This is a genomic window from Aminobacter sp. J44 (assembly GCF_007829415.1).
Lineage (GTDB): Bacteria > Pseudomonadota > Alphaproteobacteria > Rhizobiales > Rhizobiaceae > Aerobium.
Genome location: NZ_VLJG01000042.1, coordinates 1 through 23,700 on the forward strand (window position 1 = coordinate 1; position 23,700 = coordinate 23,700).

A 23,700-nucleotide genomic window follows, 5' to 3' on the forward strand; every position below is an offset into this window, starting at 1 on the left:
AGCCCCCTCCGTCGCCTTCGGCGACACCTCCCCCGCGCGCGGGGGAGGATCCCGAGGGCGTGCCGGGGGAAAAGGTTGAGCGAGAAGCAAGCCCCCCATCTGTCGCGGAACGCCAGGAAGTGATTGCGGAAGGGGCCTACCCCCGCCTCGGGCATGAGTTTCTCTTGTCAGCAATAGCGGCTTACTGACGACACCTCATTGAGCGCCTGCCTCCAGCGCCGCAGGTACAATCCTAGCCTCGAAAGCCTCAACCCCGGATCCTCCCCCATTTATGGGGGAGGTGCCGCCGAAGGCGGCGGAGGGGGCGACACGAGCGCCAGACCTCGCTTGCGAAGCCTCCCATCGTCATCCTCGGGCTCGACCCGAGGATCCATGCCGGAACGTTTCTGATAACCACCAGCCTCGGATACCAGGGGCAACAATGCGAGAGCCAGCCCCCACCAGACGACGTCAAAAAAAGAAGCCCGGAACAATCGGCCCGGGCCTTCTCTCAATGCAATACTCCACGCGCTTGCTGGAGGGCGGGCCGAGTACTCTCGGACAGCCCTGCCAGCCTCTCTGGCTTTAGAACACCGGCGGGAACGGACGGCCGCCGCGGTCCAGCGTGATCCAGCGGGTCTCGGTAAACGTCTCCAGCGACCAGCGGCCGCCATGCTTGCCGGAGCCAGAGGCCTTGAAGCCGCCGAACGGCACGTGCGGCTCATCGTTCACCGACGAGCAGTTGACGTGGCAGTTGCCGGTCTCGAGACGGTTGACGATCGCAAGCGCCCTCGCCTCGTCGCGGCTCATCACGCCAGCCGACAGGCCATATTCGGTGTCGTTGGCAATGGCGATTGCCTCGTCATCGGTGCGGAACGGAATGACCGGCACCACAGGGCCGAAGGTCTCGTCCTGGTAGAGCTTCATGTCCGGGGTGACGCCCGTCAGGATCGTCGGCTCGACGAAGCGGCCGTCGATCTTGCCGCCCAGCACCACCTTGGCTCCCTTGGCGATCGCATCCTCGAGCTGCTCGCGCACCTTGCCGACCTGCTTGTCGTTGATGAGCGGGCCGATGATGTGCTCCTTGCTCTTGGTCGGGTCGCCGACCTTGAGGCGGGCGGCGCGCTCGACGAAGCGCTTGAGGAACTCGTCAAAGATCTTCTCGTGGACGAGAACCTTCTCGACCGACATGCAGATCTGGCCCTGGTGCATGAAGGAGCCGAAGTTCGCCGCCTGAGTGGCGCGTTCCATGTCGGCGTCATCGAGAACGATCAGCGAGTCCTTGCCGCCGAGCTCGACGCAGCACTTCTTGAGGTGCGCGCCAGCCTTGGCCGCGACCTGGCGTCCGACGGCGGKCGAGCCGGTGAAGGAAATGCCCTTCACATAGGGGTGCTCGATCAGCTCGTCGCCGACTTCCTGCACGTTGTCGCGTGAGCAGGTGACGACGTTGAAGACGCCCTTCGGCAGGCCGGCTTCCTCGAAGATTTCGGCAAACAGCAGGCCGCCGAGATAGGGCGTTTCTTCCGACGGCTTCAGGACGATGGTGTTGCCGGCGGCAAGCGGGAACAGGAAGCCGCGCGCGGTCAGGATGCACGGGAAGTTCCACGGGCTGATGACGGAGACGACGCCCATCGGACGGCGCACGGCCATCGAGATCTTGCCATACTCCGACGGCATCACCTCGCCGGTCGGATTCCAGACGGAAGCCGCCGCAGCGTGAAAGACCTCGGTCACGTAGCCGGTCTCAAACATGCCCTTGCCGAACCAGCCGCCGCCCTCGGCCTGGATCGCGTCGACGATCTCCATGCGGCGGCGCTCCCAGATCTCGGCGGCCTTGTGGAGATAGTGGGCGCGCTTGGAGAACGGCAGCTGCGACCATTCATGGAACGCTTCCTGCGCCGCCTCGATCGCGGCTGCTGTCTCGGCGCGGCCGCAATCCGGAACCTCGGCCCAGACCGAACCGTCGGCCGGGTTGTAGTCCTTGAATGTCTTCTTCGCGCCGGTCCACCCGCCGCCGATATACATGCCTTCGAATACGCGAGCCATGTGTCAGGCCTCCTTGCTCAGTGTTTCTCGCCCCCTTGCGGGGTCCGTTTCGGGGGCAGCCGGCCGCGTCCGCGACGGCTGCGTTGGAATGGTGTAGGCCGTCAGCCCCTTGCGCTTGTTCGCTACATGCGCGGCCTGGATCGAGGTTGCCCGCGACACGAGCTCCGCGACCGCATTGTTCGCCGGCTCTTCCACCACGGGCTTCTTGCCGCCCGCTGAAGCGGAATCGGCACCTTCTGCCGGCGCCTCGATCCGTCGCGGTTCAGGTGGCTGCCATAGCGGCACCTGCGCGGCCTTGGCAACCTTGCCGCGCAAACGCGCGACATGCTCGGCCTGCCGGGCGGCCGCGCGTGCGCCCATGTCGGCAAAGGCATCTGCGGCCGGGCGGGCCGGCTGCGGCTGCGGCGGCTGCTTCGGCGGCTCGGCCGTGGCGGGAGCCGGCGCGATGGAAGCGCGGTATTCGGGGACCGGCGCGAAATGCCCCAAGCCCTGGCGGCGACGGGCGATGTAGGCCGCCTGAATCTCGGCCGCGCGGGCAGCGAGATCCGCCGGCGACAACTTCACCGGCTGGTCGACCTTCTGCGGGTGGCTGGCTGCGGTCGGCATGTCCTCATCATCAATGGGCAACCCGCCGCTATTGTGGCCGATCAGGCTCGGCTTGGGTGGCGCCACGTCCTCCGGCTTCGGCGCAACAGGTTCCGCAGGTTTACGCGGGACCGGAGCGGCTGCGCCACCAACGGCTTGTCGAAGGCGCTCGGACGCTTTGCGGTGAGCCTGCGCGCGGCGATGTGCGCGGCGAGCCGCTCGGAAGCGCGGGCCGCGAAGTCGCTCGCGTTCTCGCCCAAACGCCGCGCATTGGGCGCGACGCTGAGCGGCGCGGCGGCAATGACGGGACGCGAAACTTCCTCGGTCGCAACTTCCTTCCACGGGTCCGGGATCGCCTTCGGGTCGTAGCGACCGACGAAGGCGGACGGCGGCGGCGCGTCACGACGCAGGGCGCGGATGAACGCCCACTGGATTCGCCCTGCCCGGGCGGCCAGAGCTCCCACCGCGCGGCCAAGCGCCTCCACGCTGAGCGGCAGGCGCAGGGCCGCCGGAAGCTGGAACCTCGGCCTTGCTGCGGCAGCCTTCGGCGTTGCGGCCGCAGCCTTTGCGCCGCCAAGATAAGCGCTGATGACAGCGGGGTCGTTCATCAGCGCCTGAGCGGTGTTTTCGCCGGTGACAAGACCGTTCTCGATCAGGTAGCCGCGCTGGGCGATCTTGAGGCTCTGGCGCGCATTCTGCTCGACGAGCAGGATGCCCACGCCCGTCTTTGCCACCTCCGCCAGCGCGCGGAAAAGCTCCTGCGAGAGCAGCGGCGACAGGCCGAGCGACGGCTCGTCCAGCATCAAAATGTCGGGCTTTGACATCAATGCGCGGCCGATGGCAACCATTTGCTGCTCGCCGCCCGACATGGTGCGGGCGATCTGCGTCTTGCGCTCGGCAAGGCGCGGGAACAGGCGGTAGATTTGCTCCAGCGTCGCGGTCTCGCCCGCACGGGCGCGCCGCGCAAAGGCGCCGAGCTGCAGGTTCTCGGCCACCGTCAGGTCGCCGAAGATGCCGCGGCCTTCGGGCACCAGCGCGATACCCTCCTCGACAATCTGGTGCGCCTTGAGGTGGGTGATGTCCTTGCCGGTCATGATGACCGAGCCACTTTCGCTCTTCACCATGCCGGCAATCACCTTGAGCAGCGTCGACTTGCCGGCGCCATTGGCGCCGAGGATGACGCAGATCTCGCCCTTCTCGACCTTCAGGCTCGCGCCCTGCAGGGCGCGGTGGCGGCCGTAGGAGACGGAAACGTCTTTGACCTCAAGCATCGTCGTCTCCCAGATACGCACGCACGACTTCCGGATCTGACAGTGTCTCGGCCACCCCGCCCTCGGCGATCTTCACGCCGCTCGACATGACGACGCAGCGGTCGCATAGCGTGCGGATCGCGTCCATCACGTGCTCGACCATGATGATGGTGCGCCCTTCCGCGCGCAGCTCCGCAATGAGCTCGATGCCGATTTGCAGCTCGCTGGGGTTGAGGCCGGCGAGCCACTCGTCGAGCAGCAGCACGCGGGGGTTCGAAGCAAGCGCCCTCGCAATCTCGATCCGCTTCTGGTCGATATAGGTCATCGCCGAGACCGGCATGTGCTCGCGCCCGCCAAGGCCGACGCGCTCGAGCAGCTGGCGGGCGAGCGATCTCGCCTCCTCGCCCCAAAGCCGCTGGTGGCCGAAGACGGCGCCGGCCATGACGTTCTCCTCCGCGTCGAGCGAGGGCAGCACCTTCACCAGCTGGAAGGTGCGGGCCACGCCCTTGCGGGCAATGTGGTGGGCGGCCAGACCGGAGATGCGGTCATGGCCGAGCATGATCTCGCCAGACGTCGGCTTCAGCGCGCCGGAGATCATGTTCAGCATCGTCGTCTTGCCGGAACCGTTCGGGCCGATCAGGCCGAACAACTCGCCGTCATGCACGTCGAACGAGACGTTGTTGACCGCGACAAGGCCACCGAACTGCTTGCGAACGGTGCGAACGGAAAGTGCGAGGCTCATGGGCGCACCTCCGCCGGCTTGTCCGCGACCGCTTGAGGCGCGGGCGCATTGCGCGCCTTCCACTTCGCCAGCGCCTTCTCCAGCACGCCGGTCACGCCATTCGGCACGAAGTAGACGATGGCGAGGAAGGCGATGCCCATCACGATCGGCATCTGATTGGGCAGGCGCGCGGCGACGAAGTCCATCACGAAGATGAACGGCACGACGCCGACCAGCGGGCCCCACAGCCGCTTGGTGCCGCCGAGCAGCGCCATGATGACGACGAGGAACGAGATCTGCGGATTGAAGGCCGATGGCGGCTGGATGTAGGCGTAGCGCGGCGCGCAGATCGCGCCGGCAATGCCGATGAAGGCGCCGGAGATCATGAACAGCAGGATCTTCGAGCGCGCGGTGTCGATGCCGACGTGGCGCGCCACCGTCTCGTCATTGCCGATGATCTGCATGGCAAAGCCCAGCCGCGAGCGATTGATCAGCCAGCCGGTGATGAAGATGGCGATGGTGAGCGCGAGCAGCATCCAGAAGATGTGCATCTCCCGGAAGTCGGTGAAGACGTAAAGGCCGGTCTTGCCGGTGAACTTCGCCTGCGCCCAGGTCACGACCTGGCGCACCAGCTCGGCAAGGCCGAGGGTGAAAATGACGAAGTAGACGCCCGAGAGGCGCAGCGTCGCGGCGCCGACGAGGCCGGCGAGGATCGCTGCGGCTACCGCGCCGAACGCCACCAGGATCGGGAACGGAATGCTTTCGACGCCCAGCGCCACCGCATAGGTACCGAGACCGAAGAAGGCGGCGGAGGCAAGCGACACGTAGTGCGTCGGGCCCGAGAACAGTGTCCAGGCCGTGCAGAGAGCGGCGTAGAGCATCAGGTTCACCGACAGCGACAGGTAATAGCCCTGGTCGAACAGCGGCAGCAGCGCGGCGATGCCGGCGGCAACGGCGATGCCGATGCCGATGCGCAGTTCCTTCTGGGTGATGCCGAACGGAAGCTCGCTCATGTCGTGCGCCTCCCGAAGATGCCCTGCGGCCGCACCAGCAGGATGATGATGAACAGCGTGTAGGTTGCGGCGATCGTCAGGCCGGGGTCGATGTAAGTCGCAACCAGCGTCTCGGCGATGCCGAGGATGAGCGCCGCCACCACCGCGCCGCGCACGTCGCCAACACCGCCCATGATGACGATGATCAGCGCCTTCATGGTGAAGGTGACGCCCATCGAGGCGTTGAAGGTGTAGAAGGTCGACAGCAGCGCGCCGCCGCAGGCCGTCAGCGCGCCGCCCAGCGCGAAGGTGACGGCTGCGACCTTGGCGACATCGATGGCAACGAGGTTCGCCGAATTGGGGTCCACCGCCACCGCGCGCACGGCGGTGCCAAGGCGGGTGCGGTAGAGGAAGTAGTACAGCACCGCGGCAATCACGACCGCCGCGATGAAGGCGACGACGCGGTTGAGGCCATAGGCGCTGCCGAAAATCTCGAAGCGTTCCGACAGGAACTGGTAGGAGTGGTACTCGCCGCCGAAGCCCGAAATCATCAGGCCCTGTAGCAGGAACATCAGACCGAAGGTCGCGAGGATCGAATCGACCTCAAGCTGGCCACGGTTCTTTGCGCGGTCGACCAGCGGCTTGAGCGCGACCTGGTAGATGCCCCAGTTGAAGGCGAATGCCAGCGGGGCAATGATGAACAGGCCGAGGATCGGATTGATCGCGAACGACGCGAACAGCCAGAAGGCGATGAAGCATCCGGCGACAAGCGTCTCGCCATTGGCGAGATTCATGATGCGCGCGACGCCGTATTGGAGCGTCAGGCCCAGCGCTATCAGCGCGTAGGTCCCGCTCAACAATATGCCGGTGACGATGATCTGCATGAAACTCTTCTACCGATAGGATCTTCCGGCGCGGGTCGCCCGCGCCGGAAGTCTTGAGTGTTCAGGCGGGGCTTATTCCCAGCCCTGCTTCTTCACCGGCTCGGCCGAGACCGACATGCCGTCCGCGGCAACAGCAACGAAGTTGCCGTCGCGCCACTGGCCAACGGTCCAGACGTTCGGGTTGACGTTGTTGACGAACTTCACCTCGCCGATGACCGTGTCGAAGCTGTTCGACTTGATCGCCTCGATCACGGCAGCGCGGTCCTTGGTACCGGCCTTCTCGATCGCCTGGCCGAGGATCTGCAGACCGGCGTAGGTGGTCGCGCTCGCCCAGAAGTCCGGACCCGAGCCAGCCGACTCGGTGTGACGCTTGATGTAGTCGGCGATCTTCGGGTTCTCGATGTCGATGCCGCCGATGCCGAGGATGCCTTCAGCCGACTTGCCGAAGCGGCCTGCGAACGGCGGGAAGGCGGTGCCGACGCCGGTGTAGAACGCGCCGACCTCGAGGTTCTGGATCTTCGCCTGCTCGGTGAGCGCGAAGGTCTCGCCCGGATAGGAGAAGGCGACGAAGGCATCCGGCGTGGCGGCCTTGGCAGCCGAGACAACCGGCGCAAGATCCTGCGTGCCGAGCGGGAACGAAGCCTCGTAGACGATCTCGAACTTGGCTTCCTCAAGCGCCGGCTTGGCGGCGCCGACCAGCTCGAGGCCGAAGGCGTCGGCGACGTGAACCAGCGCCACCTTGTTGCCGATCTCGCCCTTGTCGCGCAGCTTCACCAGCGTCTCGACCGCGCCCTTGGCGAGCTGGGTCGCGCTGCCGAGCATCCAGAACGAGTTCGGCCAGCGCTTGGCGAAGTCCTCGATGCCGTCAGTGGCCGCGCTCGTCGTGATGTGCGGGAAGCCGTACTGCGCGATGATCGGCGCGGCTGCGACGTTGATACCCGTCGAGTACGGGGTGATGATGAAGTCGACGTTGTCGACCGTCGCCATGCGCTGGATGTTCTGGATCGCAGTCTCAGCGGAGGTCTGGTCGTCATACTCGACGATCTCGATCTTGTGCTTGGTGCCGCCGATGTCGAGACCACCCGCACCGTTGACCTCGTCGACCCAGAGCTTGACGTTCGGCCAGTGCGTCATGGCTGCGCCGCCGGCGAGCGGGCCGGTCTTCGGCGCGCTGGCGCCGATCTTCAGCACCTCCTCCGCGAACGCGCCTGTCGCCGTGAGTCCCGCGAGGGCCACCGAAGCGCCCAGTGCGATGAATGTCCTTCTCAGCATGTCGTTACCTCCCGTTGAAATGCCCAAAACTGTTGCGGATTTCTCCGCGGGTATGCGTCAGATCGGGTACTCCTGTTTCCCGCTCTGAATGGTGATCCACCGAAGCTCGGTGAATTCGTCGATGCCGGCGCGGCCGCCGAAGCGACCCCAGCCGGAGGCCTTGACTCCGCCGAATGGCATCTGCGGCTCGTCGTTGATGGTCGCGCCGTTGATGTGGCAGATGCCGGTCTCGAGCCTGCGCGCGACATCGAGCGCGCGGCCGACGTCACGGCCGAACACCGCGGCGGCGAGCCCGTATTCGGTGTCGTTGGCGATCGAAACCGCCTCGTCGATATCGGCGTAGCGGATGACGCAGGCGACTGGCCCGAACGTCTCCTCGTAGTAGATGCGCATATTGGGCGTGATGCCGTCGAGGATGGTGGCATCGAGCCACGCACCCTCCTGCCGGCCGCCAACCACCAGCCGTGCGCCCTTGGTGACGGCGTCGTCGATCAGGCCGCGCACGCGGCCCGCCGCCTGTTCGGAGATCATCGGGCCGATGCGGCCTTCTGGCTTTTCCGGATCGCCCACAGTCATGCGTTCGGCGCGTGCCTTGAGCCGGTCGATGAAGTCCTCGGCAAGGTCTTCGTGAACGATGAGCCGCTCGGTCGAGATGCAGACCTGGCCTTGGTGGAAGAACGCGCCATAGGCGGCAGCGGCAACTGCCTGATCCATATCAGCGTCATCCAGCACGATCAGCGGCGCTTTGCCGCCGAGTTCGAGCAGCGAACGCTTCAGGTGCCGCGCGCAGATCGAGGCGATCACCTTGCCGGCGCGGGTCGAGCCGGTGAAGTTGACGCGGCGCACCGCCGGATGCGCGATCAGCGCCTCGACGATCTCCTCGGCGTGATCGACCTCATTGTGGACGATGCCGACGACACCCTCGGGCAAACCAGCCTCGGCAAACACCTGCACGATGAGCTCATGCGTGCGCGGGCAGAGTTCTGACGCCTTGAAGACGGCGGTGTTGCCGCAGGCAAGCGGCCAGGCGATCGAACGTGTCGCAAGCACGATCGGCGCATTCCACGGCGCCATCGACAGCACCACGCCGCAGGGCTGGCGCAGCGCGATCGACAGCGTATCAGACATGTTGACGGGCACGACCTCGCCGGCGACCTGCGAGGTCATTGCCGCTGCCTCGCGCAGGATCGACGCCCCGAGCTTGAGGTTCAGCCTCGTCCATGCGGCCGTGCCACCGGTTTCTTCGGAGATCAGGCGAATGAAGTCGTCGCCGTGGGCAAGCAGGCGCTCCGCGGCTCTTTCGAGGATGAAACGGCGCTCTTCAGGCGCGGTGCGCGACCAGCGGGGAAATGCGGAAGCGGCAATGTTGGCGATATGGCGTGCTTCGACGACCGTCGACGCCTTGCAGCGTTCAGCCAACACGGAAACTGCGGTCGTGGCGCGCACGGCCTCGTTCAAATCTCGCCTCCCCTTGCCGGGTCTCCCTGCCCGGCTCCCGTCCACTGAAGTGGACAGGCTCCTTCCGGCTAGAAGCAAACTACAAGGAAAGCACTACTGATATGGATAAATCTGGCGATCTCTTGTAGAAATCTGGCGCCCCGCATCAGAAAGAAGATGAAGGGCATAAGCAAACCGCATCGATCTTCCCGAAAGGCGGACGAACAGCGTGAAAGCGGAACGCGTCGAGAGCAGTCTTCATCCGCGCAGCTGGTCGTTCAACCGGCAGCCGGATTCTTCCGGGCGGCAGTTTCTTCTGCTGACCGATGGCAGCGCCGAGGCTGAAACGGAAGGCAGCCGTTTTACGATTACCGCGCCCGCCTGCCTGTGGCTGGGCACCCTCGCCTCCGGTCGGCTCAGGGTCGATGCGGGCGCCACCGGCTATCGCTGCTGGACCTCCGAGCCGCTGGTCATCGCGGCCATAGGCGACCAGGCGGAGTCGGTTGGCCTGCACCAGCTCGCCGATCGCAACTTTGCCCTGTCGCTCACCGGCCAAGCCGAACACGCCGCCACGCTGGAGCGCTGCTGCAACGGCATCCTGCGCGAGCTGCGCCAGCCGCTTGAAGGCTCGCACCTGCTGCTGTCGGCGCTGCTCAGGATCATGCTGGTGGTGATGCTGCGCATTGCAGGCGGCGAGGAGCTTGTGCCCTCCGGCAGCGGCGCGAAATCCGGTATCCTGCAGCGCTTCCGCCAGCTGGTCGAAATGAACTTCCGCAGCCACTGGCCGGTCGCGCGCTACGCCGAAGCCCTCGGCGTCTCCGCCGACCGGCTGCATTCGATCTGCACCTCGGAGATCGGCAAGTCGCCCAAGGCGCTGATCTCGGAGCGGCTGGCGCATGAGGCGGCGCTTCGCCTGGAGCGCTCGTCGCTCACGATCGAGCAGCTCGGCCATGCGCTCGGCTTTCACGACCCGGCGCACTTTTCGAGCTTCTTCAAGCGGATGATTGGCGTGCCCCCCGGCCGCTACCGCAAGATCGCAGCTAGCCTGCAGCAGGAAGGGCGCAACGCTCCTACCCCAGGCTTTGCCGACTGGCCCTAGTCGCGGTGCGGCGGGCGTGGCGGATGCGGCGGATGCACCGGCACCGGCCGGTAGATCACCCACGGCCGGCTGTATTCGAGCTGCGCCATGCTCGCGCGGCGCTCGGCGCGGCGGTCGAGTTCGAGCCGCAGCAGGCACTCGGCAAAGGCATCGTTTTTCTTCGTGAAGCCGTAGGACCGGCAGGTGTCTTCGTCCATCGCCCGCTGCTCCTCGGCCGTCACGCAGCCGGCAAGGAATAGCAGCAAAACGGGAGCTAGAACTCGGCGCAACATGTAACGTCTCCCATGACGAGGCAGATGGTCAGCTTGTCGGGAAATTAGCGGCGCAGGAATTGGTTGCAAGTGAGGCAGCCGCCCGCGAATTGCCATCTTCGGCGTTAGTTTCAGCGCCCATGACAACGCTCCCCACCACTTTCCCCTCTTCGTCCCTCGCCAGCCGCCGGACCGTCTTGATCGGCTTTGGGGCAACCGCACTCCTCGCCGCTGCTGGCTGCACCACGACAACACAGCCGACCGGTTCCAGCGCCGGCGCGTCGTCCGAGGGTGCCGCCTATCTCCGCCGCATCCGCGAACAGGCCGGCCTGTCGCCGCTCTCGCCCGACGGCCAGCTGGAGCGTGCGGCGCTTGAGCAGTCGGCCTACATGGCCCAGACCGGCAAGATGGCTCACACGACCAGCTTCGGCCGCGACTTTGCCTCCCGCATGCAGAAGAACGGCGTTCGCGGAATGTCGGCGGAGAACGTGGCGGCCGGCCGCTTCGGCATGGACCGCCTGTTCGAGATGTGGATGGCCTCGACCGGCCACCGCAACAACATGCTCAATCCGAACTTCCGCCGCTTCGGCCTGGCCTACACGGCGGATGCCAGCGGCGAGCGCCGCTACTGGGCGCTCGTCCTCGGTGTGTAGTTCTCAGTCCACGACCGGCGGCAGCTTGTGCCGGCGGTTGACGCTGGCGGGACGGCGCGGCAGCGTCAGCGTGGTGTCGCGACGCGGACGCTCGGCAACGACCTTGCCCTTGGAGACGACCGTCAGGCGCTCGGCGCGCAGGCGGATCGCCTCGACCGGATCGCCCGCATCGAGCACCACCAGGCTGGCCGTCTTGCCGACCTCGAGACCGTAGCCTTCGAGGTTCATGATGGCGGCGTTCTCCACCGTCACCATGTCGAAGCATTTGCGCATGTCGTCCGGGTGGGTCATCTGCGCGACGTGCAGACCCATGAAGGCGACGTCGAGCATGTCGCCGGTGCCGAGCGAGTACCACGGGTCGAGCACGCAGTCCTGGCCGAAGCCGACGCGGATGCCGTACTTCAGCATTTCCGGCACGCGGGTCTGGCCGCGGCGCTTCGGATAGGTGTCGTGGCGGCCCTGGATCACGATATTGATCAGCGGGTTGGCGATCGCCGAAACCTGCGCCTCCGCCATCATCGGCAGCAGCTTCGAGACATAGTAGTTGTCCATCGAGTGCATCGAGGTCAGGTGCGAGCCGTTGGCGCGGCCGTGCAGGCCGAGGCGCTGCGTCTCATAGACCAGCTGCTCGATGTGGCGCGACATCGGGTCGTCCGTCTCGTCGCAGTGCAGGTCGATCATCAGGCCACGCTCGGCCGCGATCTCGCACAACTCCGTCACCGAGCGACGGCCGTCTTCCATCGTCCGCTCGAAGTGCGGGATGCCGCCGACGACATCGGCGCCCATGTCGAGGGCACGGATCGTGTTCGCGCGCGCCGTCGGGTCGCGGTAGAAGCCGTCCTGCGGGAAGGCAACCAGCTGCAGGTCGAGATAGGGCGCGACCTCCTTCTTCACTTCGAGCAGCGCTTCCAGCGCCAGCAGTCGGTCGTCGCAGGTGTCGACATGGGTGCGGATGGCCAGCAGACCCATCGACACGGCCCAGTCGCAGTAGTCGAGCGCGCGCTGCTTGACGGCTTCATGCGTCAGCAGCGGCTTCAGCTCGCCCCACAGCGCGATGCCTTCGAGGAGCGTGCCCGAGCGGTTGATGCGCGGGATGCCGTAGGACAGCGTCGCGTCCATGTGGAAGTGCGGATCGACGAAAGGCGGGGAAACCAGCGAGCCTTCTGCATCGATCACGCGGCCGGCTTGCGCCTCGATCTTCGGTTCGATCGCGGCGATCTTGTCGCCCGAAATGGCTATGTCGGCGGTGCGGCCGTCCGGCAGCACACCGTTCTTGACGATCAGGTCGAAGCTCATCTTTCGCCTTTCTGGTATGGAATCATAAGCGCCTTCGGATATGTCGCGCGGCGGGCCATGACGACCAGCGCGAGGATCGACAGCACGAACGGCATCATCAGGAACAGCTGATAGGGCACCGCGCCGCCGGTCAGCTGTTGCAGCCGCACCTGGTAGGCGTCGAAGGCTGCAAAGAGGATCGCGCCAAGCAGCGCCTTGCCGGGCCGCCAGGAGCCGAACACGACCAGCGCGATGCAGATCCAGCCACGGCCGTTGATCATCTCGAAGAAGAACGAGTTGAACGCGGACATGGTCAGGAACGCGCCGCCGATCGCCATCAGCGCGCTGCCGACGATGACCGAGCCCATGCGGATGGCGGTGACGCTGATGCCCTGCGCCTCGACCGCAGACGGGTTCTCACCCGCCGCGCGCACGGCAAGGCCAAGCGGCGTACGGTAGAGCACCCAGGCGACCAGTGCGACGGTGATGAAGGCGAGGTAGGTCAGCGGCGTCTGGTTGAACAGCGCCGGGCCAATGACCGGGATTTCCGAAAGTCCCGGGATCGGCAGCGGCTGGAACGGCTCGATGCGCGGCGGAGACGTTACTTCGGGCAGGACGAGGCGGTAGGTGAAGTAGGACAGGCTGGTTGCCAGCAACGTGATGCCGATGCCGCAGACATGCTGCGACAGGCCGAGCGGCACCGTCAGCGTCGCGTGCAGCAGGCCGAAGGCCGCGCCGGCGAGCGCCGCCACCACGAGGCCGAACCAGAGATCACCGCCGAGATAGACGGTGATCCAGCCGGCGAATGCACCGGCGACCATGATGCCCTCGATGCCGAGGTTGAGCACGCCGGCGCGCTCGCAGATCAGCTCGCCCATGGTGGCGAAGATCAGCGGCGAGGCGATGCGGATCGCGGCGACCCAGAACGAGGCGGTCAGGAGAATGTCGAAGGCTTCGATCATAGCGAGGCCCCCTCCACCATGCTGCACATGGTCCCCCTCCCCCGCTTCGCAGGGAAGGATCCGACGTCACCGCTGCTGATCCTCCCCCGTTTACGGGGGAGGTGGCGCGAAGCGCCGGAGGGGCCGATCGATGCGGGCGCGGTTATTGCAAATACGCTGTCCATCACCGCCACCTCACACGGAACCTTGTCATCATGATCGCGACGACCATCGTCAGCAGCGCCGTCGCCACCATCACGTCGGCAATGTAGGACGGCACGCCCGCCGTGCGGCTCATTGCGTCCGCGCCGACAAAGATCCCGGCAACGAAGATCGCAGAAAGCACCACGCCGAGCGGATTGAGCATCGCCAGCATCGCAACGACGATGCCCGTGTAGCCAAAGCCCGGCGACAGATCGAGCGTCAGGTTGCTCTTGAGGCCCGTCACTTCCGAGAAACCGCCAAGCGCCGCCAAGCCGCCCGACAGCAGCGCCGTCTTCATCAGCACGCTGTTGACCGGAATGCCGGCAAAGCGCGCAGCCTCGGCATTGTGGCCAACAGCGCGCATCTCGTAGCCGAGCGTCGTCTTCTTCATGATGATCCAGACCACCACCGCCGAGACGATCGCGATCAGGAAGCCGAGGTGCAGGCGCGTGCGCGCGATCAGCTTCGGCAGCTGGGCATCCGCGATGATTTTTGGCGAGCGCGGCCAGCCCATGCCCATCGGGTCTTTGAGCACGCCTTCGAGCAGCATCGACACGAACAGCAGCATGATGAAGTTGAGGAGCAGCGTGGTCACCACCTCGTCGACGCCGAGCCGGGTCTTGAGAAGTGCGGGGCCAAGCAGGAGCAACGCACCGGCGGCCATCGCCGCGATCATCAGGATCGGAATGAGGATCGGAGCGGGAAGTGGCAGCGCACCGGTTGCCAGCACCACGGTGATCAGCGCGCCGGCGTAAAGCTGGGCTTCCGCGCCGATGTTCCAGAGCTTGGCGCGGAACGCGACCGCGACGGCAAGGCCGGTGAAGATGAGCGGCGTTGCCCGCGTCAGCGTTTCCATGATCGCGAAGCGCGAGCCCGCCGCGCCCTTGGCGACCAGCGCGAAGACGGAAAAGGGCGATGCGCCCGCAGCCAGCACCAGCAGCGAGGCGATGACAAAGGTCACCACCACCGCGCCGAGCGGATAGGCAAAGGTCTCGACAAGCGTCGGCGCCGGTTTTGGCTCAAGCCGCATGGCGGGGCCTCGAATGGGAATTGTCGTTGTTCGAAAGCATCATCGTCACGCCGCCTCGCCGATGCCGTGGCCGGCCATCAGTTCGCCGATCTCCTGTACGCTGCGCTCGCCGCGCTGCGAGGGCGAGGAGAGCCTTCCCTTGAAGATCACGCGCACCTCGTCGGAGAGGCTGAGGATCTCGTCGAGGTCTTCGGAAATTAGCAGGATCGCCGCGCCGCGGGCGCGGGCTTCGAGCAGCTTCTTGTGCACGTAGGCGACGGCGCCAACGTCGAGGCCGCGCGTGGGCTGGTTTGCAAGGATCACGACCGGATCGGGATCGAGCGCGCGACCGAGGATCAGCTTCTGCATGTTGCCGCCCGATAGCAGGCGGATACGCGCGTCCGGCGACGGGCATTTCACGTCGTAGTCGCGGATCAGCTCCTCGGCGAAGGCGCGCGCGGCCTTCCAGTCCATGAAGCCGTGGCGACTGAAGCGCTCCGAGCGGTAGCGCTCGGAAATCACGTTCTCGGTCACCGACATGTCGCCGATCGAGCCGACCGCATGACGGTCTTCCGGCACGCGGGCAATGCCGCGGGCCAGCGCCTCGCGCGGCGACCAGGCGGAAACCTCCCTCCCCGCGATACGGATCTGTCCGGACAGCGGCTTTTCGGTTCCCGACAGCAGGGCAGCGAGCGCTGCTTGCCCGTTGCCGGACACGCCGGCGAGCCCGGTAATGACGCCGCCATAAAGCGAGAGCGAAACGTTGTGGAGCGCGCTGCCGCCGGCGCGCGGTGTCGTCGAGACGTTCTCGAGCGAAAACAATTCTTCGCCGCGCGGCACGGCCTCCACCGGCGGGAAGGCAACTTCCTGGCCAACCATCAGCGCCGCGAGCTCCTGGCGCGTGGCGCCCGCCGTCTCGCGCCCGCCGACCAGCTTGCCGCCGCGCAGCACCAGCACGCGGTTGGAGACCGCCATCACCTCATGCATCTTGTGCGAGATGAAGATGATCGACATGCCCTTGGCGACGAGCATCTTCAGCGTTGCAAACAGCGCGTCGGTCTCGAGCGGGGTCAGCACCGCCGTCGGCTCGTCGAGGATCAGGATGCGCGCATTGCGGTAGAGCGCCTTGAGGATCTCGACGCGCTGGCGCTCGCCGACCGACAGCTGCGCGACCGTCTTGTCGGGGTCTACGGCAAGGCCGAAATCTTCCGAAAGCTTGCGGATACGCGCGCGGGCGCCCGAGCGGTCGAGCTTCCACGACCACGGGCTCTGCGTGCCGAGCGCGATGTTTTCCAGCACCGTCATGTTATCGGCCAGCGTGAAGTGCTGGTGCACCATGCCGATGCCGGCATCGAGCGCCGCGCGCGGGTCGCCCGGCGGCAGCAGCTTGCCGAACGCCTCGACGGTGCCCTCGTCGGCGACATAGTGGCCGAACAGGATGTTCATCAGCGTGGTTTTGCCCGCGCCGTTCTCGCCGAGCAGGGCGATCACCTCACCAGCCGCGAGTTCCAGCGAGATGGAATCATTCGCCACCAGCGGGCCGAACCGCTTGGTGATGTTGGTGAGACGCAGAACAGTTTCAGCCATGAGACCGCAGATGTGTCGACAGCGGGCGCTGTCCGTCAAGGACAGGGCAGGCTGAAGGATTGTTCCTCCACCTGCCCATGAAATAGCGCCTCCCTCGCGGGAGGCACAGTGTTGCTATCAGCTCGACTTCGGCTCGTTGTCGTTGATCTCGATCACGAGCTGGCCGGAACGGATCGCGGCTTCCTTCTCGGCGACGAGCTTCTTGACCTCGTCCGGAACCTTGTCCTCGAAGGTGCCGAGCGGAGCAAGCGAGCAGCCGCCTTCCTTCATGAAGGAGTAGACGCCGTAATCGGCGGCCTTGAAGGTGCCGGCCTTCACCTCGGCAATCGCCTTGGCGAGCGTCGGCTTGAAGTCCCACAGCGCGGAGGCAACGACCGTCTCCGGATAGTCGGACTGCGTGTCGATCACGTTGCCGATCGCCAGAACGCCGCGCTCCTTGGCGGCATCCGACACACCGAAGCGCTCGGCGTAGAGAATGTCGGCGCCGGCGTCGATCTGGGCGAAGGCGGTTTCCTTGGCCTTCGGCGGATCGAACCACGAACCGATAAACGCGACCTGGAACTTGGTGTCGTCACCAGCCGTCTCGCGCACGCCCTGCATGAAGGCGTTCATCAGGCGGTTGACCTCCGGGATCGGAAAGCCGCCCACGAGGCCGATATTCTTGGTCTTGGTCATCGCGCCGGCGATGAGGCCGGTCAGGTACGAGGCGTCCTGGATGTAGTTGTCGAACGGCGCGAAGTTCGGCACCGAGTCATCGGCCGGGAAGGACGAACCCATCAGGAAGGCGACTTCCGGGTAGTCGGCGGCAACGGCCCGCGCCTCATCCTCGACGCCGAACACCTCGCCGAGGATGAGCTGGTAGCCCTGCTCGGCATATTCGCGCATCACGCGCTCATAGTCGGTGTTGGAGACGTTCTCGGTCGCGGCGTACTCGATCTCGCCGGCTTCCTTGGCAGCATTGGCCGCGAGGTGGATGCGGCTCACCCACTGCTGCTCGAACGGCACAGTGTAGACTGCCGCGACCTTGAGCTTTTCCTGCGCGAACAGGCGCGACGGTGCGCCGGCGACGCCGAGCATCGCTGCTGCACCTGCACCCTGCAGGAGCCGGCGGCGCGACACCGGCATGAAACTGGAGACTTTCGGGAAACCTGGCATTTGTCCACCTCTGGCTGGCACGGATTGGGTTGTCGTCCGTTTTTTATCGTTCGGGAAAAAACCTATGCGAAATTCCGGCACCCGGCAATCGGATGACCTTCTTTTACGCACAAGCTTTCCCTGCAACAAAAATGGGCGGCACCCTCATGGCCGCCCGCCAGAACGCCCCGGTGGAATGCCCCGGCGTTCGGCCCTGATCGGACCTTCCCTAACGCCGGAGGGGTACGCTTTCCTAGTATGTGCGGTGCAACATCCACCGCTTTGTCGCGAGCGACGCAGCGTCAGCTCAACCGCCGTTGACGACCAGCGCGATGGCCTCGCGCAGCTCGTCCATGCCGAGCCCCTTTTCCGAGGAAGTCGCGATCAGCGTCGGGAACGCCGCCGGCCGCTTGCGGATCTTCTCCGCCGTCTCGGCCAGCAGGCGCGGCACGCCGGCAGCCTTGATCTTGTCGATCTTTGTCAGGACGATCTGGTAGGACACCGCCGCCTTGTCGAGCAGCGTCAGCACGTCCTCGTCGTTCTTCTTGATGCCGTGGCGGGCATCGATCAGCACGTAGACGCGCTTCAGCGTCACGCGGCCCTTGAGATAGTCGAAAACAAGGTTCGTCCAGGCGTCGACCTGCGCCTTCGGCGCCTGCGCGTAGCCGTAGCCCGGCATGTCGACCAGCGCCATCGGCGGCAGGTCGCCTGCCTCGCCCGAATAGCCATCCGGCACGAAGAAGTTGAGTTCCTGCGTGCGGCCCGGCGTGTTCGAGGTGCGTGCAAGGCCCTTGCGGCCGACCAGTGCGTTGATCAGCGACGACTTGCCGACGTTCGAGCGGCCGGCGAAGGCGACCTCGGCCGGGCCTTCCGGCGGCAGGAACTTCATCGAGGGCACGCCACGGATGAATACCCACGGGCGCGTGAACAGGTCCGCGGTCACCGCCTGCTGCACTTCACTCATTGCTTGCTCCTTCAAGGTCGCGGATCCTTAGCCGATATGGCCGCAAAAACAAAGAAGGCCCGCTTTCGGCGGGCCTTCCTCAATCGGTTGCCGACCTCTTACTCCGCCGGCTTCGGCTTCTTCTTGAACAAGCCCACCAGATTGTCCCAGAGCTCGATCTTGGCGCCCTGGCGCTTCATGATGATCGCCTGCTGGGTGATCGAAAGCAGGTTGTTCCATGCCCAGTAGATCACGAGGCCAGCCGGGAAGGACGCCAGCATGAAGGTGAAGATCACCGGCATCCAGTTGAAGATCATGGCCTGCGTCGGGTCCGGCGGCGTCGGGTTCATGCGCATCTGCAGGAACATCGTGATGCCCATGATGATTGGCCACACGCCGATCAGCAGGACCGCCGGCACGTCGTAGGGCAGCAGGCCGAACAGGTTGAACAGCGAGGTCGGGTCCGGAGCCGAGAGGTCGCGGATCCAGCCGAAGAACGGCGCATGACGCATCTCGATGGTGACGTAGAGCACCTTGTAGAGTGCGAAGAACACCGGGATCTGGATCACGATCGGCCAACAGCCCGCCAGCGGATTGATCTTCGCCGTCTTGTACAGCTCCATCATCGCCTGCTGCTGCTTCATGCGGTCGTCCGCGTAGCGCTCGCGGATTTCCTGCAGCTGCGGCTGCACCATCTTCATGTTTGCCATCGACTTGTACGACTTGTTGGCAAGCGGGAAGAAGACGGCCTTGACGATAACGGTCGTCGCGAGGATCGCGAGGCCGAAATTGCCGAGGGCATGGAACAGCCAGTCGATGAGATAGAACATCGGCTTGGTGATGAAGTAGAACCAGCCCCAGTCGATCAGAAGGTCGAACTGGCGGATGCCGCGCTCTGCCTCATAGGCGTCGATCTTCGCGGTCTCCTTGGCGCCGGCAAAGACCAGCGTCTCCAGCGTGTGCGACTGGCCCGGAGCGACCGTGATCGGGTCGGTCAGGTAGTCGGCCTGGTAGCGCTCGCCGCCCTCGTTGAAGAAGGCAAAGCGCGGCTGGAACGCCTGCGCGCCCGACGGGACCATCGCGACGGCCCAGTACTTGTCGGTGATGCCGAGCCAGCCGTCCTCGGACTTGCCGGGCTGGATCTGGCGCTTCTCGGCGAGATCCGAATAGTCGATCTCCTGCAGGCCCTCGGTGCCGGTGACGCCGATCAGGCCCTCGTGGAGAATGTAGAAGCCCTGGGTCGCCGGGGTGCCGATGCGCGCGACGCGGCCGTAGCCGGACAGCGAGACCGGAGCCTCGCCGGCATTGGCCACCGCGTCGGAGATCGTGAACATGTAGTCGTTGTCGACCGCGATCGTGCGGGTGAAGGTCAGGCCGCGATCGTTGGTGTAGGTCAGCGTCACCGGGGTAGCCGGGGTCAGCGTCGGGTTGCCTTCGACGGTCCAGACAGTCGACGGGCCGGGAACCGAGCCGGTTTCCGCGCTGCCGACGAAGCCGAACTCGGCGAAGTAGCCGTCGGGCCGCGACGACGGGTTGAGAAGCTCGATGTTCGGCGAGTCCTTCTCGACGGTCGTGCGGTAGTCCTTGAGGATCAGGTCGTCGATGCGGCCGCCGACCAGGTTGATCGAGCCGGCAATGCGCGGCGTGTCGATCTGGATGCGGCTCGACGCGGCGAGTGCGGCCTCACGGGTCTTCGCGGCAGCCTGCGGGGCGCCTGCGGGAACCGTTGCCGCCGGGCCCTGGCCGGGGACGTCGTTTGAAGACGTGGCCGGAGCTGGCGTTGCGCCCGGCTGCTCAGCCTGCTGGGCCTGGGCTTGCTCCTGCTCGATGCGCGCGGCCTCGCGCTGCGCCTCGATGCGGGGGTTCATGTAGAACACCTGCCACAGGACCAGGATCGCCACCGAGATCGCGATCGTGATGAAGAAATTGCGATTGTTTTCCATCGGTTCCTTACCGCGCGCCGCGAATTCTGCGGGACAGTTCCCGGGTCAGTTCATCGAATGCGACGCCGAGCACGTCCTCGCGCCCGACGATCACATAGTCGCTGCCGGCCTTCATGTCATCAGCGGCATGAACGCGGACGGCCTCTCTGAGCCGCCTGCGTATGCGGTTCCGGACCACCGCATTGCCGACCTTCTTGGTAACGGTCAGGCCATATCTGGGCGGGAGATCGTCATTGCGGTCCAGGACTTCAAGCAGAAACAGCCGTCCGCGGCGCTTTTCACCCGCCCGGACGGCCAGAAACTGCTTGCGCTTCTTGAGACGCTCCGGCCCCTTGCCAGCTGGCCGTGCCACGGGTGCGCGGCCCTGCGGCAAATTAAGCGGACAGACGCTTGCGGCCGCGGGCGCGGCGAGCGTTCAGGACCAGGCGGCCGCCCTTGGTGGCCATGCGTGCACGGAAGCCGTGACGGCGCTTGCGAACAAGCTTTGAGGGTTGGTAGGTGCGCTTCATTTGTTTAAATACCGCGGTGTGCGGCCCTTCTTAGATCTGACTCTTTATGAGCAGGAGCGTCGCCCGAAATGGATTGCCGCAACCCCCTGCCATGCAAGCATGACAAGACCAGCGACGGAGCCAAGGCCCGAGCGTGGGCGGCTTATATGATCGCGCGCCACCTGAGTCAATGTTGCGGGGCGCGGTGGAGCGCCTGTGCCACAGTATATGCAAGCTGTTCGCCGCAGACTGCGCCGAGGGTAGTCTATCGTCTTCGCGACTACTAAATTGGTACGTGCAGAATGAGCATGCATCGCGGCAGGATTGTCATTCGGCGCGGAGGAAGGATTGCCAGCAACCGGGACCGACACGCACGTCTCCGAACACGCCTCGACTGAAGAGGTGCCGCTGACGCGCGGACTGTCGACCAAGCTGCTCGCAATCACGGTCGTCTTCGTGATGCTGGCCGAGATCTTCATCTTCGTGCCTTCCGTCTCCAATTTCCGCCTGCGCTGGCTGGAGGAGCGGCTGGCGACCGCCGCCGCCGTCGGCATCGTCCTCGTCGAGAGCGAGCCCGACAGTCTTTCGCGTGAAGTCCAGGACGAGGTGCTCATGGCGCTGGGCGCCATGGCGGTGGCCGTGCGCGACGAAGGCTCCTCGCGCCTCCTCGTCGTCACCGAGGTGCCGCCGCAGGTCGACGTCCATGTCGACCTCGGCAACATGTCGATGCCGACCGCGATCCAGGAAGCCTTCGACACTTTGCTCTTCGGCGGCAACCGCGTGCTGCGCGTCTTCGGCCCCGTCGGCGAGAGCAACAAGGAATTCGAGGTGCTGATCGGCGAATCGGCGCTGCGCAAGGCAATGCTTGTGCACGCGCGCAACGTCGCCGCCCTCTCCCTCATCATCCCCCTGATCACCGCCATGCTCGTCTATGCGGCGATCAACCGGATGATGATCCGTCCGATCCGCGCCATGACGCGTTCGATGCTCGACTTTGCCCGCACGCCTGACGATCCGGCACGAATCATTTCGCCGAGCGGCCGCGACGACGAAATCGGCGTTGCCGAGCGCGAGCTTGCCTCGATGCAGACGCAGCTGCAGCGCACGCTCGCCGAGCAAAAACACCTCGCCGACCTTGGCCTCGCCGTCTCGAAGATTAATCACGATATGCGCAACACGCTGGCGGCCGCCCAGCTCATCTCCGACCGTCTCACCACGGTCGAGGATCCGGTCGCGCAGAACTTCGTGCCAAAGCTCCTGCGCGCCATCGACCGCGCCGTCTCCTATACCGAAGGCGTTCTTTCCTATGGCCGCACGCAAGAAGCCCCTCCCCGCCGCCGGCGGGTGCGGCTCAGGCAGGTGGTCGAGGAGGTGCACGAGTTCCTCGGGCTCGATGCCGGCAGCGACATCGAGCTGGTCAACGCGGTCGCGCCCGACCTCGAGGTCGACGCCGATTCGGAGCAGCTGTTCCGCATCCTGTCGAACCTCTCCCGCAACGCGGTGCAGGCGATGGCCGCCGACAAGGACACGGCGGTGGTCAAGCGCCTGTCGATCAGCGCCGAGCGCACCGGCTCGGTCTGCCGCATCCTGATCGAGGACACCGGGCCGGGCCTTCCCCCGCGTGCGCGCGAAAATCTGTTTACGCCGTTCATCGGCTCGGCGCGCAGCGGCGGCACCGGCCTTGGCCTTGCGATCGCCCAGGAACTGGCGCGCCTGCACGGCGGCTCGATCGAGCTTCTGGAAAGCCGCGGCGGCCATACGGTGTTCGCGGTGACGATCCCGGACCAGCCTGTGGAAATCGGCGCGGCGCGCAGCGCGATCCGCCGCCGCGCCTGACGCCTGCCGTTGCGGCAGCTGGTGCATGTGCAAAAAAATCCGAGAAAATTTTGCGATGCCCGCTTGCAATCCCCGAAGCGAGTGGGTAGTTAGCGCCCACGAACGACGACGGCCTCGCGGCCGACACGTTTCGGGGCTGGTTCACACCACGCCATGCGCGCCCGTAGCTCAGCTGGATAGAGCACCAGACTACGAATCTGGGGGTCAGAGGTTCGAATCCTTTCGGGCGCGCCATTTAACTCTCTGAAATCACTAAATCTTTTGTCGGATGAGATCTCCGAGATCCTCGTCTCAGTCGGTTTTGTAATGACCGAGTAATGACGCAGCGAAGAACGGCAAGGGACGCCTTCTCCCTCTGTGTCGTCAGGCTGCAGGGTCAGATCTCTACGCGCCTCACTCCCCTACCCGTCCCCCGGGTACCAAGGGGGGAATACCCCGGGTCTCGCTTAAGGGTATCGCCCGAAGAAATTTTCTCGCAGAAATTACCGGACGGTCACTGCTCCTGGGGCTTGGCCACTTCCTCTCGCAGCTTGGGGAGTATCCGCTGCACCTCGGTAAGCACCGCGTAGATACTGAACTGCTCACCCCAAAAAATTACATCGCCTTCCTCGGGCTCGAAGTACCGGAACGTATCAATCTCCTCCAATCCCACAATGTGGCCCCTTGGAGCGACAACCTTATCGGCATGTATTCGCCTCGGCGACAGCGACCACCATCGGTCAATTCGCTCATCGATATGCTCAAAGTGGTTCCTCATTGAAACCAACCGGAGGGGCGAGTCGTCATCCACGCCCCGAACCGCGATATTGTCTTAGATATAGCCCTCCACATAAGGAATATGTTGCACTGACGGCGCATCCTTGTGGAGTCATTTTGATCAGCCAGACGGAATACAGAATAGATTCGGGTGGAAAACTTTCCGACTATATGCACCCAACGCACGTAGCTGTTGATTTCCGCCGAGAACTGACCCGGGATTGGGCGGTTTTTCCATTGAGAAGTGACCCATGTTTGAACCCACCCCTGCTGGTTGATCGCAGGGGATTTTGGAGTGATAGACATGGCGTTACTGAGCGTTATCCGACGCTGGCATCTGCGGGATGGACATTCGATCCGGGAGATTGCACGGCGCACGGGACTGTCGCGGAACACGATCCGCAAATACCTGCGA

21 protein-coding genes, 1 tRNA gene and 1 pseudogene are annotated in these 23,700 nt (G+C 65.1%); 5 read left to right on the plus strand and 18 right to left on the minus strand.

The window, feature by feature from the left end; translation table 11 throughout:
* Positions 1-564: 564 nt before the first annotated feature.
* The 8 genes and pseudogenes from L610_RS14505 to L610_RS14540 all read right to left on the minus strand — a co-directional run bounded on the left by L610_RS14505 (position 565) and on the right by L610_RS14540 (position 9,244).
* Complete coding sequence (locus tag L610_RS14505; RefSeq protein ID WP_144705940.1) at positions 565-2,025, minus strand: aldehyde dehydrogenase family protein; 1,461 nt, start codon at positions 2,023-2,025, stop codon at positions 565-567.
* Between the two features lie 3 nt (positions 2,026-2,028).
* Positions 2,029-2,697: a hypothetical protein gene (locus L610_RS14510; protein ID WP_144705942.1), complete on the minus strand. Its 669-nt coding sequence runs from the start codon at positions 2,695-2,697 to the stop codon at positions 2,029-2,031.
* 470 nt (positions 2,698-3,167) lie between these two features.
* Positions 3,168-3,881, minus strand: a pseudogene (locus L610_RS20555) (ABC transporter ATP-binding protein); the annotation flags it as partial.
* Positions 3,874-4,602 (minus strand): ABC transporter ATP-binding protein, encoded by a 729-nt coding sequence (locus tag L610_RS14520; protein ID WP_144705946.1) that lies wholly within the window; start codon positions 4,600-4,602, stop codon positions 3,874-3,876. The gene L610_RS14520 and the pseudogene L610_RS20555, both read right to left, overlap by 8 nt.
* Complete coding sequence (locus L610_RS14525) at positions 4,599-5,594, minus strand: branched-chain amino acid ABC transporter permease (protein WP_051473359.1); 996 nt, start codon at positions 5,592-5,594, stop codon at positions 4,599-4,601. The genes L610_RS14520 and L610_RS14525 overlap by 4 nt, the downstream gene beginning before the upstream one ends.
* The gene (locus tag L610_RS14530) at positions 5,591-6,457 is read right to left on the minus strand and encodes a branched-chain amino acid ABC transporter permease (protein WP_024849697.1); all 867 of its coding nucleotides are present in this window, start codon (positions 6,455-6,457) and stop codon (positions 5,591-5,593) included. Before L610_RS14530 ends, L610_RS14525 begins: the two co-directional genes overlap by 4 nt.
* A gap of 72 nt (positions 6,458-6,529) precedes the next feature.
* Positions 6,530-7,729: an amino acid ABC transporter substrate-binding protein gene (locus L610_RS14535; RefSeq protein ID WP_024849698.1), complete on the minus strand. Its 1,200-nt coding sequence runs from the start codon at positions 7,727-7,729 to the stop codon at positions 6,530-6,532.
* A gap of 57 nt (positions 7,730-7,786) precedes the next feature.
* Positions 7,787-9,244, minus strand: coding sequence for an aldehyde dehydrogenase (locus L610_RS14540; protein WP_371713061.1), 1,458 nt, complete (start codon positions 9,242-9,244; stop codon positions 7,787-7,789).
* A gap of 151 nt (positions 9,245-9,395) precedes the next feature.
* On the opposite strand from L610_RS14540, the gene L610_RS14545 reads away from it, so the two are divergent.
* Positions 9,396-10,265, plus strand: coding sequence for an AraC family transcriptional regulator (locus tag L610_RS14545; protein ID WP_144705948.1), 870 nt, complete (start codon positions 9,396-9,398; stop codon positions 10,263-10,265).
* Here the strand turns inward: L610_RS14545 and L610_RS14550 are convergent.
* Positions 10,262-10,537: a hypothetical protein gene (locus tag L610_RS14550; RefSeq protein ID WP_024849700.1), complete on the minus strand. Its 276-nt coding sequence runs from the start codon at positions 10,535-10,537 to the stop codon at positions 10,262-10,264. The two genes, L610_RS14545 and L610_RS14550, sit on opposite strands and share 4 nt — an antisense overlap.
* Positions 10,538-10,656: 119 nt before the next feature.
* On the opposite strand from L610_RS14550, the gene L610_RS14555 reads away from it, so the two are divergent.
* On the plus strand, positions 10,657-11,169 hold the full coding sequence (locus tag L610_RS14555; RefSeq protein WP_144705950.1) for a CAP domain-containing protein: 513 nt from the start codon (positions 10,657-10,659) through the stop codon (positions 11,167-11,169).
* Positions 11,170-11,172: 3 nt separating this feature from the next.
* Here the strand turns inward: L610_RS14555 and L610_RS14560 are convergent, their stop codons facing one another.
* The 9 genes from L610_RS14560 to rpmH all read right to left on the minus strand — a co-directional run bounded on the left by L610_RS14560 (position 11,173) and on the right by rpmH (position 20,714).
* Entirely contained in the window at positions 11,173-12,465 is a 1,293-nt protein-coding gene (locus tag L610_RS14560; protein WP_024849702.1) for an amidohydrolase family protein, read from the minus strand.
* Positions 12,462-13,406 (minus strand): ABC transporter permease, encoded by a 945-nt coding sequence (locus tag L610_RS14565; RefSeq protein WP_198019559.1) that lies wholly within the window; start codon positions 13,404-13,406, stop codon positions 12,462-12,464. The genes L610_RS14560 and L610_RS14565 overlap by 4 nt, the downstream gene beginning before the upstream one ends.
* A 163-nt stretch (positions 13,407-13,569) precedes the next feature.
* Positions 13,570-14,619, minus strand: a complete 1,050-nt coding sequence (locus L610_RS14570) for an ABC transporter permease (protein ID WP_024849704.1) — start codon at positions 14,617-14,619, stop codon at positions 13,570-13,572.
* Positions 14,620-14,664: 45 nt separating this feature from the next.
* On the minus strand, positions 14,665-16,185 hold the full coding sequence (locus L610_RS14575; protein ID WP_144705952.1) for an ABC transporter ATP-binding protein: 1,521 nt from the start codon (positions 16,183-16,185) through the stop codon (positions 14,665-14,667).
* A 117-nt stretch (positions 16,186-16,302) separates the two neighbouring features.
* Positions 16,303-17,340 (minus strand): BMP family protein, encoded by a 1,038-nt coding sequence (locus L610_RS14580; protein WP_246659025.1) that lies wholly within the window; start codon positions 17,338-17,340, stop codon positions 16,303-16,305.
* A 286-nt stretch (positions 17,341-17,626) separates the two neighbouring features.
* Positions 17,627-18,283: a ribosome biogenesis GTP-binding protein YihA/YsxC gene (gene yihA / locus L610_RS14585; RefSeq protein ID WP_144705954.1), complete on the minus strand. Its 657-nt coding sequence runs from the start codon at positions 18,281-18,283 to the stop codon at positions 17,627-17,629.
* Positions 18,284-18,381: 98 nt separating this feature from the next.
* Entirely contained in the window at positions 18,382-20,205 is a 1,824-nt protein-coding gene (yidC, locus tag L610_RS14590; RefSeq protein WP_024849708.1) for a membrane protein insertase YidC, read from the minus strand.
* A 7-nt stretch (positions 20,206-20,212) separates the two neighbouring features.
* Positions 20,213-20,557: a ribonuclease P protein component gene (gene rnpA, locus L610_RS14595; RefSeq protein ID WP_024849709.1), complete on the minus strand. Its 345-nt coding sequence runs from the start codon at positions 20,555-20,557 to the stop codon at positions 20,213-20,215.
* Between the two features lie 22 nt (positions 20,558-20,579).
* Positions 20,580-20,714, minus strand: a complete 135-nt coding sequence (rpmH, locus tag L610_RS14600) for a 50S ribosomal protein L34 (protein ID WP_024849710.1) — start codon at positions 20,712-20,714, stop codon at positions 20,580-20,582.
* Positions 20,715-21,041: 327 nt separating this feature from the next.
* On the opposite strand from rpmH, the gene L610_RS14605 reads away from it, so the two are divergent.
* The 3 genes from L610_RS14605 to L610_RS14615 all read left to right on the plus strand — a co-directional run.
* Positions 21,042-22,529, plus strand: a complete 1,488-nt coding sequence (locus L610_RS14605; RefSeq protein WP_024849711.1) for a HAMP domain-containing sensor histidine kinase — start codon at positions 21,042-21,044, stop codon at positions 22,527-22,529.
* A gap of 157 nt (positions 22,530-22,686) precedes the next feature.
* Positions 22,687-22,763: transfer RNA gene (locus L610_RS14610), tRNA-Arg, on the plus strand.
* A gap of 826 nt (positions 22,764-23,589) precedes the next feature.
* On the plus strand, positions 23,590-23,700 hold a 111-nt coding region (locus tag L610_RS14615; RefSeq protein ID WP_144705958.1), incomplete at its 3' end, for a helix-turn-helix domain-containing protein.